We start from the raw sequence: 11681 nt of genomic DNA on the forward strand, positions 1-11681 counted from the left end.
CGAAACGGGCGGATGACGTGAATTCGGCACCGGAAATTCGGTCACGTGTTCGAACGCGGGCCCAGGTCCTCCGGCGGACCGGCCGGCCCGTACAGCGGGCCGCACGCGGTGTCCGCGCCCGCGTCCCGCCACCACCGGGCCTGGGCCGGTGTCGCCACACCGGTCACCGACACCCCGACGCCCGCCTCCCGGACCACCGCCGTCAGGTCCGCCAGCACGCGTGCCACCAGCGGCTCGGGCCGGTCGGTCAGCGGGCGGGACATGCGCACCGCCCGCGCCGGCGAACCCGCCACCCGCGTCAGGTCCGCGGGGGCGGCGGTGAACCCGTCGGCCTCGACGCCGACACCGGCGTCCGCCAGCGCACGCAGGCCGTCGGCCGCCTCGCCGTCGCCGAGCACCACGTCCGCGGGCACGCCCAGCCACAGCGATCCCGGCGGCAGCCCGTCGTCCGCCAACGCGGACCGCACCACGGCCACCAGGTCCGGGTCGGTCGCCTGCGCGTGGGCCAGCGACACCCGCACCGGCAGGTCCCGGCCCAACTCGCGCCACGACCGCGCCTGCGCGCACGCCGCGCGCAACGCCCACGTACCCAGCGGCACCACCAGCCCGATGTCCTCGGCCAGCGCGAAGCACCGCTCGTGCGGCACCTCGCCCAGCTCCGGGTGGTCCCAGCGCAGCCGCGGCTCGGCCGCCACCAGCCGCTCGTCTTCGAGCGCCACCAGCGGTTGGTACCGGACGACGACCTCACCGCCCTCCCACGCGCCGGGCAGCGTCGCGGCCAGGCCGAGCACCCGCCGGTCCAGGCGGTCCCGGACCGGGTCGGCGAGTTCCCACCGCCGCCCGCCGCCCTTGGCGCGGCGCAACGCCAGGTGGGCCGAGTCGAGCAGGTCCTCCGGCGACGCGTGACGCGGTGGTCGGTGCACCACGCCGATCCGGGCCGTGCACGCGATCCGCCCGCCCCGCACGTCCACCGGCTCGGCCAGCCGGTCGTTGATCCGCCGCGCGGTCGTCACCACGTCCGGTGTGGACGGTGAGTTCTCCACCAGGATCGCGAACTCGTCGAAGCCGAACCGCGCGACCATCGCGGACTCCTCCGCCACCACCTCCTCCAGGCGGGCGGCGGCGACCTTCAGCAGGTGGTCGCCCACCTCGCGGCCGAGGCCGCCGGTGACCGCGGAGAAACCGTCCAGGTCGAGGTGGAACACGGTGACGCCGGTATCCGGGTCCGCGGTGCGCAGCGCCTGCTCCAGCCGGCTGGTGAAGAACTGGCGGTTGGGCAGGCGGGTCAGCACGTCGTGCAGCGCCTGGTGGTTGAGCTGCCCCTGGAGCAGGTTGACGTCGGTGGCGTCCTCGGCGAGCACCACCACCCGGTCGCCGCCCTCGTGGCGGCGCAGCGGCGACAGGGTCAGCGTCACCCAGGCCGTCTCGCCGTCCGCGCGCAGCAGCTTGCGCGGCTGGGTGATCGACGTCGTGCCGCCCCGCGTCAGCTGCGCGTAGTCGGCCCGGATGCCGTCGCGCTCGGCGGGGTGCGCCAGGTCGAACAGCGACGTCCCGGCCAGTGCTCCGGGCGCGCGGTCGACGATCCGGCCGAGGGCGGCGTTGACGCGCACCACCCGCGCCCGCGGGTCCGTGGTCGCGATGCCGGTGGACGTGTGGCCCTCCACGACGTCGTGGTGCGCCCGGACGACCTCCAGCTCCACCTGCGCCTGACGCATCGCCCGGTGCAGCGAGCGCCCGAGCTGCTCCTGCTGCGCCAGGGTGACCGCGCGGACCCGCTCCACGAAGCCCGCCGCCAGCGCGGCGACCGCGGTGGCCACGCGCTCGCGCGACCCGCCCATGGCGAGCAGGCCCCGGCCCACGACCTCGACGGTGCACTGGAGGCAGTCCGGCGTGGCGCAGTCCAGGTCGACCAGCGCCACGCCGACCTCGCGGCCGACCCGGTGCGCCGGCGCCTCGCCGCCGACGCCCGCGCACAGCCGTTCCACGAAACCGAGCAGGTGGCGTTCCAGGTCGCGGTTGGTCAGCGGCACGAAGGCCCGCGAGCTGAGCAGGTAGGTCCACTTCTTCGCGAGCTTCGCGCGGGCACGCGGCGCGTCCCCGTCCCGGGGCAGCGCGGCGGTCATGTCAGCGTCCCCCGTGCCCGGTGATCCGGTGTCGGGTGCGCGGTCGGCTTCACGCCGACCCCCGCGTACGCCACCGCGTTGTCGTCCGCGTCCGCGGAGATGTCGCCCGCGCCCTCCGGCCGCCACAGCGCGAACCCGGTGACGCCCGGCTCCAACAGGTCGAAACCCGCGAACAGCCGCGTCACCTCGGCCCGCGTGCGGTAGTGCAGGCGTTCCCGGGTGCGCGCGGTGGAGTCGGCGACGTCGCGCATGGCGCGGGTGCGGCGGTCGGCGGTCGCGTGCGTCACCACGAGGTGGCTGCCCGGCGCGAGCCGGTCGCGGTAGCGGGCCACGACGCCCCACGGGTCGTCGGAGTCGGGCACGAAGTGCAGCGCCAGCAGCAACAGCAGGCCGATCGGCCGGTCGAAGTCGAGCAGGTCGGCGACCTCGGGGCGGGACAGCACGTCGTCCGGGTCGCGCAGGTCCGCCTGGACGGCCGTGGCGCGGTCGACGTCCGCGAGCAGCAGCCGGGCGTGCGCCACGGCGACCGGTTCGGAGTCGACGTAGGCGACCCGCGCGCGGGTCGCGACCTCGTGCACGTTGCCCGCGGTGGGTATGCCGGAACCGAGGTCGAGGAACTGGTCCACGCCGGAGGCGACCAGGTGGGTCACGGCGCGGCGCAGGAAGGAGCGGTTGATGCGCGCCATCCGCCGGGCGCCGGGCAGCGCGTCGAGCACCCGGTCGCCCAGCTCCCGGTCGACGGCCAGGTTGTGCGCGCCGCCCAGGAGGTAGTCGTAGGTCCTGGCCACGTTGGGGACGTTGGTGTCGATGCCGTCGGGCACCCAGCCGAGGTCGGTCACGGCCTGCTCCGCTCCAGTAGTGAACCCGGACATCCAACCGCTTCGCGTGGTCGTGCACCAGCCGGTGTGAGAACTTAACTCGATTGCGCGATCCCATTGCGTCCGAACGGCGCATAGAGTGCTCGCGGTCAATCCCGGCCGTGTGCCTGGTGGTGGTGAATATGAACCTTTCTATGTGTCATGCCACCGCGCTGAGCTGGGAAAACACATCGCGTTCCGACGGTTCGCCGTGGTGGGGCGCCTGACTTCGCGTGACCCGTGAATTGCGATGCCGGTTGTTTTCCACAAAGACCCGCAAGGTGTTGGTCAGTGGCCGGTCACGCCGTTGATTCCGGGTGGAGTGGGTTGCACATCCGGTCGTCGGACGTGATTTCGCAACGAAGGAGGCCGTACTCGCCTTGCGCCACTCATTCGCCGCGGCGGCACTGCTCGCCGCCGCCACCACCCTCACCGCGCCGCCCGCCGCCGCCGCGACCACGTGCCGCGACGTGCACGCGCCGGTCACCGTGCTCGGGTCGCCGGAGACCGTGCACGGCCGGCTCTGCACCCCGGGTCGGGGCGCGACCACCGTCGAGGTCCTGGTGCCCGGCGCGACCTACAACAGCGCCTACTGGGACTACCCGGACGGCGCGCACTCGTTCCGCGCCGCCCAGAACGCGGCGGGTTTCGCGACGTTCGCCCTCGACCGCCTCGGCACCGGGGGCAGCTCGCGCCCGGTGGCCGCGACGCTCACCGCCACCGCGCAGGCCGCCGCCGTGCACCAGGTCGTCCAGGGGCTGCGGTCCGGCGCGTACGGCCCGGCGTTCACCAGGGTCGTCATCGGCGGTCACTCGCTCGGCGCGGCGATCGGCGTCCTCGTGGCGGGCGCGCACCACGACGTGGACGGCGTCCTGCTCACCGGTATCGCGCACCGCGTCAACCCGGGCGGCGTGGTGGGCGCGTTCGCGAACTTCGTGCCGGCCAACCTGGACCCGAAGTTCGGCGTCCTGCACCCGCTCGGCTACCTCACCACGGCCGCCGGGAAGCGGTACGAGAGCTTCCACGCGCCGGGACCGCTGCCGGCACCGCTGCGGGAGTTGGAGGAGGCGACCAAGGACGTGTTCTCGCCGACCGAAGCGGTCGACGGCCTGGCCGCGACGGTGCTGCCGCCGTACAGCCTGCTGATCAACGTGCCCGTGCTGTCCGTGGTGGGCAGCGAGGACACCGCCGTCTGCGGTCCGCTGGCCACGAACTGCTCGACCGCCGAAACCCTGCGGGAGGCCGAGGCGCCGTACTTCACCGCGCCGCTGCGGACCCACGTGGTGACCGGCTACGGCCACTCGATCAACCTCGCCCCCGACGCGGCCCGGTACTACGCGGTGGTCGCCGCCTGGGTGGCGGAGGAGGTCGAGCGCTGACGGCCGGTTCCTCCGGACGCACCTGTTCGCGCCCCCGGCCGCGGCGGATGATGGGACGTGGCGCGCTTCCCCCGACGCCGAGCGGCGGAGGGGGCTTGCCATGTCGTGGACGGGGTCGAGGGGCGCGGGTGGTGCCGCGGGTGACGCGGTCCGGCGGGTGCGGTCATGACGCCCGTGGACGCGGCCCTGGCCGCCGCCGCACGCGGGTGGCACGTCTTCCCGCTCGTGCCGGGCGGCAAGACACCGGTGATCCGGGCGTGGGAGGAGCGGGCCACCACCGATCCCCGCCTGATCCGCCGGTGGTGGGCCGACCGCCGCCGCAACGTCGGCATCGCCGTCGGCCGGTCCGGCCTGCTGGTGGTCGACCTGGACGACGGCCGCGGCGAGCACCCGCCCGAGCGGTTCGCCGGCGCGCGGCACGGTGCGGACGTGCTGGCGCTGCTCGCGGCCGAGGCCGGCGCGCCGGTGCCGCTCGACACCCACACCGTGGCCACGCCGCGTGGCCGCCACCTCTACTTCCGCGCCCCGGCGGGGGTCGAGCTGCGGAACACGGCGGGCCGGGTGGGGTGGCGCGTCGACTCCCGCGGCCGCGGCGGCTACGTCGTCGGCGCGGGTTCCCGGCGGCCCGAGGGTGACTACCGGGTGGTCCACCGCGCCCCGGTCGCGGACCTGCCCGCTTGGCTCGCCGCGGCGTTGGCACCGCCACCGGTCGAACCGGCGCCGCCGATGCGGCTCTCCCGGCGTCGGGCGACGGCGTACCTCCGGGCGATCGTGGAGGGCGAGGCGCATGCGGTGGCGTCGGCGCGCACCGGGTCGCGGCACGACGCGTTGTTCCGGGCGGCGTGGACGCTCGGTCGGCTGGTCGGCGCGGGTGAACTGGCCGAGGGCGAGGCGTGGCACGTGTTGCTGGACGCCTCGGCCCGTCACGTCGGCGTGGACGGGTGCACGGCGCGCGAGGTGGAGCGGACCATCCGGGACGGCATCGCCTACGGCAGGCGGCGACCCCGGTGGATCTCCGCCGACCGCCGCGCTGGCTGAGCCCTGATCGTCCAGCGCAGCCCGGTGTTCCGGAGCAGCATCGGACCCATCAGTTTTCGGCGAGGGGACCCGCTGCTTCAGCTGCGGGGTTAATCGCCGCTACGGAGCCGCCGGTCGTCTTCGCCACCTCTTCCCGACTATTAGTTGTATAGTGCGTGTATAATTTTTGGGTGGTCACGACCAGGAAGGTGCGTCGGTTCTCCGGTGGCGTGTACGACCTCGGGCTGCACGTGGTGTGGTGCCCGAAGTACCGCCGTGCGGTGCTGGTCGACCGGGTCGCGGCACGCCTGGACGAGCTGGTCCGCGCCAAGGCGGCCGAGCACGGGTGGGAGGTCGTCGCGCTGGAGGTGATGCCCGACCACGTGCACCTGTTCGTCAAGCACGACCCGAAGTCGTCGGCGTCGTACGTCGCGAACCAGTTCAAGGGGTTCACCTCGCGGGCCCTGCGGGAGGAGTTCCCGCACCTGCGGTCCCGGCTGCCGACGCTGTGGTCCTCGTCGTACTTCGCCGCCAGCGTCGGTGCGGTCAGCGCCCAGACGGTGCAGCAGTACATCGACACCCAGCGGGAACGCCCCTGGCGCAAGGAGCCGGGGTCGTGAGGCGGACCTACAAGTTCCGGGCTTACCCGACCGGACCGCAGGAGGTGCGGGCGGTGCGGCTGTTGCGCGACCACTGCGACCTCTACAACGCAGCGTTGCAGGAGCGCCGCGACGCCTGGCGGCACGTCTCGAAGACCACTGTGCGCTACGGCGACCAATCCGCGCAGCTCAAGGAGATCCGCCGGGTCGACCCGACCGGGCAGGGACGGCACTCCTTCACCGCCCAGCAGCAGACGCTGCGCCGGGTCGACACGGTGATGGGCTCGTTCTTCGCCAGGGTGAAGACAGGCAAGGCTGGCTACCCGCGGTTCAAGCCCCACAACCGGTTCGACCAGGTGGTGTTCGTCGACCGAGACGGTGCCAAGTGGAGCCCGGCCGAGCCGGGCGCCCGCTGGGCATTCGCGCGGTTCCAGGCCGTGGGCACGGTCAAGGTCCGTCAGCACCGTCCGGTGCGCGGCACCGTGAAGACGCTCCAGCTCAAGCGCGAGCACCGACGCTGGTACGTGATCGTCGTCGTGGACGTCGAGCCCGAACCGCTGCCCGCCGCCGGCCACACCGTCGGCGTGGACGTCGGCGTGGCGAGGTTCCTGACCACCTCCGACGGCCAGGTCGTGGACAACCCGCGGTTCCTGGCCGCCGCCGCGGGCGACATCGCCGAACTGCAACGCCGCAAGGCCCGCAGCCGACGCGGCTCCGGCAACACCCGGCGTCTGCGCCAAGCCCTGGCCAAACGGTGGCGCAAGGTCCGCCACCAGCGCCACGACTTCCACCACAAGACCGCCCGCGCCCTCGTCGACGCCTACGACGTGCTCGCGGTCGAAACCCTCAACGTCGCGGGCATGACCCGCGCCCCGCAACCCCGACCCGACGGCACCGGCGGGTACCTGCCCAACGGCGCCGCCGCCAAGGCCGGACTGAACAAGTCGATCCTCGACGCGGGCTGGACCCGGTTCGCGAACACCCTCGTCGCCAAAGCGGAAGAAGCTGGACGACGTGTCGTGTTCGTGAACCCCGCCTACACCAGTATCGACTGCCACCGGTGCGGCACCCGCTGCACCCGCCCCCGCCAGGACACCGTCATCTGCCCCCGCTGCGGGCCGATCGACGCCGACCTCAACGGGGCACACAACGTCCACACCAGGGCCGGGCTGGGCTCTGGTCACACCGCACCAGCGGCGTGAGAAGCACGCGCCTTCAGGCGTGTGAGCAGTCACGAAGAAACCGCACAAGGGCGACAGGGCGACGACAAGGTCACCTGGTCCAGCCACGGGCAGACCGTGCACGGCGAGGTGGTCGAGGAGATCACCGAGGACGCGGAGGCCGCCGGCAGGCAGGTCCGCGCCTCGGCGGACGAGCCCCAGTACCGCGTCCGCAGCGCGAAGAGCGGCAAGGACGCGGTGCACAAGGCGACCGCGTTGCGAAAGGACACCTGACCGGAACCGCGGTCAGCGCCCCGCGTCGCTCCCACGCCCGCTCCGGCGCACCGGGGGCGGCCTGCGCGCGCCGGTCCGCTCCGGGATCACCCGCGCGGAAACTCCTCCGAGCAGGCTGAAACCACGCATCCCCCGCTCCGCCTGGCACAGGGATGTAGGTGTCGGCGGCTTCCGCATGGGCTTCCCGTTCACACCAATGGCGGTAGGCGTGGCAGGTGCGGCGTGACGCGGGCCCGCACATGTCGCGGAACGCCAAGAAGTCGGCGCGGATCGGCAAAGATTCACCTCGCCGGTCTGCCGCAGACTGGCCCCCGGACCGAGTTCTCCGGGGGGACTGATGCGCAGTGTCGCGCTGGCCTTGGCGATCGTGCTCGCGGGCGGCCAACCCGCCACCGGCATGACGGACACCTGGCTCGCCCGCACGTTGTCGGCGGCGGTGAGCACACCGGACGCCATGACGTCGGTCCGGGCGTTCGACGCCATCGCGCGGGCCAACGGTGGCAACCGCGAAGCGGGACGGCCCGGTTTCGAGCGCTCCCGCGAGCACGTCGAACGGGTACTGACCCGCGCCGGGTACCGCGTCCACACCGAACCCGTGCCGTACGAGGGTTTCCGGGTGGACGCGGAGGAGTTGACCGCTCCGGGTGACGTGCGGGTGCTGATGGCGCAGTTCGTGCCGTCGGGCGTGGTCACCGGCCGGCTGGACCGCGCGGCGGGCGCCGGGTGCGCCGCCACCGACTACCCGGCGGGCGTCGCGATCGCCGTCGTCGCGTCCGGCACGTGCACCAGCGGTGACAAGGCGACCGCCGCCCGGGACGCCGGCGCGCGGGCGCTGCTGCTCTACGACGTGTCCCCGGTGCCGGACACCGTCATCCGCCGTCGCGCCACCGGTTCGCCGCTGCCGGTCGGGTTCGTCAGCCAGCGCGCCGCCGAAGCCCTCACGCCCGGACCCGCGACGCTGGAGCTGCGCGGTCACGCCGTCCAGGACACCACGGTCACCGTGTTCGCCGAGACCGCCGGCGGCCGGCCGGACCACGTCGTGATGGCGGGCGCGCACCTGGACAGCGGTGCGGACGGGCCCGGTGTCAACGACAACGCCACCAGCGTGGCGGCGTTGCTGGAGACCGCCGTGCGGCTCGCGCCGCACCAGCGGCAGGTGACCAACAAGGTGCGGTTCGCGTTCTGGGGCGCGGAGGAGCTGGTGAACCTGGGCTCCACCCACTACGTCGCGACCCGCACGCCGCAGCAGCTCGCCGCGATCCGGCTGTACCTGAACTGGGAGCTGATCGCCTCGCCGAACTACGTGCGGTTCGTCGTGGACGGCGACGACAGCGACCACGCGGGTACCGGTGCGCCGCCCGGACCGGCCGGCTCCGGGACCGTCGAGGAGGTGCTGTCCGACGGCTACCGCGTGCAGCACCTGCCGTTCCGCACCGCCGACCAGAACGACATCCGGTCCGACCAGGAGCCGTTCGCGCGTGCGGGCGTCCCGGTCGGCGGCGCGTTCGGCGGGGTGCGCGGCATCAAGACCGCCGAGGAGGCCGCGGTGTTCGGCGGCACGGCCGGGCAGCCGTACGACCCTTGCTACCACCAGCCCTGCGACGACCTGTCCAACGTGCACGTGGGCGCGTTGGGCGAGGCGATGCGGGCGATGGCGTGGGCGGTGGGACGTTTCGCCGTCAACGACGACCTGCGGACGTGAAGGGAGGTGCCGTCATGGACTACCCCCACTAGTTAGCCGCTGAGGGGTGGGGCGCGCGGCTCGGCGCGCCCCACCACGAATCCCTGGAGTCGCAGATGACGAGCATCTTCGCCCCGCTGTCGCCCACCATGCTGGCCGACCCGCACGCGGTGTACGCCCGACTGCGCGCGGAGGACCCCGTGCACTGGCACGACCAGCTCAACGCGTGGGTGGTCACCCGGCACGACGACTGCACGCGCATCCTCAAGGACACGGCGGCGTTCGGCTCCGACCCGCGTGCGCTGGGCAAGCCGATCCCGGAGACCGTGCTGAGCCTCCAGACCCTCGACCCGCCCGAGCACACCGCCGTGCGGCGGCGGTTCCTGCACCCGTTGCGGGCCCGCGAGGAAGGCGTGTGGGACGCGGAGATCCGCCGTGCCGCGCGGGACGTGGTGGCCGGGCTGGGCGAGGTCTCGGACTTCGTGCGCGACGTGGCCGAACCGCTGGCCCTGCACGCCGTGTGCGTCCTGTACGGCATCCCGTTCCCGGCCGACCACGAGCGGTTCCGCACCGCGTCCCGGACCCTCGTCCTCGGCATGGACGCGGGACTGGACCCCGCTCGCCGGGAACCCGCCCTGGTCGCCCGCGACGAGATCAACGGCATGATCGCCCGGTGGCGTGCGGACGCCGCGCCCGGCGGCGTGCTGGCCGCCGTCGACCCCGGCGACGACCGCGTCCTGCGGAACTCGCTGCGCGCGGTGTTCGACGCGGGTTACTCCACGACCAGCAACCTGTTGAGCAACGCGGTGCACCGGCTCACCGCGCGACGCGCGTGGCGCGGCGCGGAACTGGCCGCGCTGGACGGCCGGGCGGCGGACGAGCTGGTCCGGCTCGCCGGTCCCGTGCAGGCGGTGAGCAGGCACTGCAAGGAGGACGTGGAGCTGCGCGGCAGGCGGGTGCGGCGCGGTGACGTGCTGGTGGTCGTGCTCGCGGGCGCGAACCGCGATCCCGAGGTGTTCCCCGACCCGGACGTCGCGGACTTCGGCCGCAGCCCCAACCCGCACCTCGGGCTCGGCCGCGGCGCGCACGCGTGCTTCGGCGGCCACCTGGGCAAGCAGCTGCTGCTCGTGCTGCTCGGCGAGCTGTCCCGGCTGGACCTCGTGGAGGCCGCGGGCGAGGCCGTGCTCCGCCCCACCGCCACCCAACGCGGCCTGGACCGCCTGCCGATCCGGATCCGGCGGGGGAGTGCCGCCACGGCGACTTCTCCCTGAGCCGTGGTCACGACGCCCCGCGCCGCGTCGTGGAGGCCGGGGAGGGCCGCCCGGCCCAGAGCGACCCTCCCCGGGGTTGGGAGGAGCGGACCACCCCGCTGTGGTGGCCCGCTCCGGCTTGTCAGGACTCCGCGCCGCGGATGAGTGCGGTGTCGGCGACCTGTTCGAAACTCGTGACATGACCGTCCGCCACGCGCCAGATGTGCGTGAAACGAGCCGTCATGCTCTTGCCGGTGGCGCGGTGCACGCCGGTGTACGCGCCCAGCGCGATCACGGTGTCGCCCGCCTCGAACAGCTCCGCGACGGACGCCTCGAACGACGCCCACTCGGCGCCGATCCGCTGGAACACGTTGGCCACGATGGCTTCCCGGCCCACGTACGTGCCTGCGTAGGTGGAACCGGCGGCCTCGGTCCAGCTCGCGTCGGGCGCGAGCGGGGCGAGCATCCCGTCCAGGTCTCCCCGGTCGGAGGCGGCGTAGTGGGCGCGGACTACTTCCAGTGCGGTCATGGTCATCCTTAGACGGGCTGGTCGTCGCCGGGGTACTCGACCCGGCCGAGGGGGATGATGTGCGCGCCACCCGGTGCGTTGCGGATCTGGCCTTCGCCGTTGAGGCCGAAGAACGTGCCCGTGGTGCGCATCGCGTCCATGTCGTAGAGCCACGTCGTGGCGACCGGGATGCGGAACTCCCGGAAGGTGAACACGTACCGGTTCTCGGCGATCTTGTACGCCGTCGCCAGGTCCACGTCGCCGTGCCCGCGCTGCTCGCCCACCAGGCACTGCCACGCGTAACGCTCGGAGCTGAGGTACACGTGCTCGTACAGGTGGTTCGGGCTGTACCGGTAGAGCGCGCGGAAGCCGATCAGCTCGCGGGTCGGCGCGGGCGCCTCGCCGGAGGGCTCCCGGCCGTCACCGGCGTCCAGCACGCCCGGCCGGAACACCTGCGAGACCTGCGGGACGCCGTCGACCTTCTCCTCGGCGATGGTGGTCTCGACGGTCAACGTGCGCAGCGTGTTGACGTCCGCGACGAGGACCTCCGACTGCCGCGGCGCGTCGCCGAAGGTGCGGGAGATGAAGAAGATCCCCGGCGCGCCCTCCACGGCCTGGTACCAGTCGGAACCCGAGCGGTCGCCGCTCGTCCAGTCCATCGTGGACTCGTCGCCGAACGAGAGGGCCGCTTCGCCGCCCTCGTCGTGGCGCACGGTCCACTTGCGACCCTTCAGCGCGGTGCTGCTCGGCAGCCGGTTGCCGTCGATGCCCGCGGCGAAATCGTCGACGGTCTTCCAGTCAGACATCGGTGTC

At 73.4% G+C, this 11681-nt stretch carries 11 protein-coding genes; 7 read left to right on the forward strand and 4 right to left on the reverse strand.

The window, feature by feature from the left end:
• Positions 1-41: 41 nt before the first annotated feature.
• Together KZQ38_RS11555 and KZQ38_RS11560 are read right to left on the reverse strand one after the other, a co-directional pair.
• A complete protein-coding gene (locus tag KZQ38_RS11555; RefSeq protein ID WP_219441034.1) occupies positions 42-2123 on the reverse strand; it encodes a putative bifunctional diguanylate cyclase/phosphodiesterase in 2082 nt (693 codons plus the stop codon).
• Positions 2120-2995 carry an SAM-dependent methyltransferase gene (locus tag KZQ38_RS11560; protein ID WP_219441036.1) on the reverse strand — a complete coding sequence of 292 codons (876 nt, stop codon included), beginning with the start codon at positions 2993-2995 and terminating at the stop codon, positions 2120-2122. Before KZQ38_RS11560 ends, KZQ38_RS11555 begins: the two co-directional genes overlap by 4 nt.
• A gap of 365 nt (positions 2996-3360) precedes the next feature.
• On the opposite strand from KZQ38_RS11560, the gene KZQ38_RS11565 reads away from it, so the two are divergent.
• The 7 genes from KZQ38_RS11565 (at position 3361) to KZQ38_RS11595 (ending at position 10381) form a co-directional block, all read left to right on the forward strand.
• Complete coding sequence (locus KZQ38_RS11565; RefSeq protein ID WP_219441038.1) at positions 3361-4359, forward strand: alpha/beta hydrolase; 999 nt, start codon at positions 3361-3363, stop codon at positions 4357-4359.
• A 165-nt stretch (positions 4360-4524) separates the two neighbouring features.
• On the forward strand, positions 4525-5397 hold the full coding sequence (locus tag KZQ38_RS11570; protein ID WP_219441040.1) for a bifunctional DNA primase/polymerase: 873 nt from the start codon (positions 4525-4527) through the stop codon (positions 5395-5397).
• 170 nt (positions 5398-5567) lie between these two features.
• Positions 5568-5996 (forward strand): IS200/IS605 family transposase, encoded by a 429-nt coding sequence (gene tnpA / locus KZQ38_RS11575; RefSeq protein WP_443706237.1) that lies wholly within the window; start codon positions 5568-5570, stop codon positions 5994-5996.
• On the forward strand, positions 5993-7177 hold the full coding sequence (locus tag KZQ38_RS11580; RefSeq protein WP_219441042.1) for an RNA-guided endonuclease InsQ/TnpB family protein: 1185 nt from the start codon (positions 5993-5995) through the stop codon (positions 7175-7177). Before tnpA ends, KZQ38_RS11580 begins: the two co-directional genes overlap by 4 nt.
• A 21-nt stretch (positions 7178-7198) precedes the next feature.
• Positions 7199-7429: a hypervirulence associated TUDOR domain-containing protein gene (locus KZQ38_RS11585; RefSeq protein WP_219441043.1), complete on the forward strand. Its 231-nt coding sequence runs from the start codon at positions 7199-7201 to the stop codon at positions 7427-7429.
• Between the two features lie 337 nt (positions 7430-7766).
• Complete coding sequence (locus KZQ38_RS11590; RefSeq protein WP_219441045.1) at positions 7767-9131, forward strand: M28 family peptidase; 1365 nt, start codon at positions 7767-7769, stop codon at positions 9129-9131.
• Between the two features lie 95 nt (positions 9132-9226).
• Positions 9227-10381: a cytochrome P450 gene (locus KZQ38_RS11595; RefSeq protein WP_219441052.1), complete on the forward strand. Its 1155-nt coding sequence runs from the start codon at positions 9227-9229 to the stop codon at positions 10379-10381.
• 121 nt (positions 10382-10502) lie between these two features.
• On the opposite strand, the gene KZQ38_RS11600 is transcribed toward KZQ38_RS11595, so the two are convergent.
• Positions 10503-10889 carry a nuclear transport factor 2 family protein gene (locus tag KZQ38_RS11600; protein WP_219441054.1) on the reverse strand — a complete coding sequence of 129 codons (387 nt, stop codon included), beginning with the start codon at positions 10887-10889 and terminating at the stop codon, positions 10503-10505.
• 8 nt (positions 10890-10897) lie between these two features.
• Complete coding sequence (locus tag KZQ38_RS11605; protein WP_219441056.1) at positions 10898-11674, reverse strand: molybdenum cofactor biosynthesis F family protein; 777 nt, start codon at positions 11672-11674, stop codon at positions 10898-10900.
• Positions 11675-11681: the final 7 nt, after the last annotated feature.

Origin of the sequence: Saccharothrix obliqua (assembly GCF_019375475.1) — a bacterium.
GTDB lineage: Bacteria > Actinomycetota > Actinomycetes > Mycobacteriales > Pseudonocardiaceae > Actinosynnema > Actinosynnema obliqua.

Bases quoted from the DNA above. Each gene is read 5' to 3' on its own strand.
- KZQ38_RS11555 (WP_219441034.1), bottom strand. From the start codon at position 2,123: ATGACCGCCGCGCTGCCCCGGGACGGGGACGCGCCGCGTGCCCGCGCG.
- KZQ38_RS11560 (WP_219441036.1), bottom strand. From the start codon at position 2,995: ATGTCCGGGTTCACTACTGGAGCGGAGCAGGCCGTGACCGACCTCGGC.
- KZQ38_RS11570 (WP_219441040.1), top strand. From the start codon at position 4,525: ATGACGCCCGTGGACGCGGCCCTGGCCGCCGCCGCACGCGGGTGGCAC.
- KZQ38_RS11590 (WP_219441045.1), top strand. From the start codon at position 7,767: ATGCGCAGTGTCGCGCTGGCCTTGGCGATCGTGCTCGCGGGCGGCCAA.
- KZQ38_RS11595 (WP_219441052.1), top strand. From the start codon at position 9,227: ATGACGAGCATCTTCGCCCCGCTGTCGCCCACCATGCTGGCCGACCCG.
- KZQ38_RS11600 (WP_219441054.1), bottom strand. From the start codon at position 10,889: ATGACCGCACTGGAAGTAGTCCGCGCCCACTACGCCGCCTCCGACCGG.
- KZQ38_RS11605 (WP_219441056.1), bottom strand. From the start codon at position 11,674: ATGTCTGACTGGAAGACCGTCGACGATTTCGCCGCGGGCATCGACGGC.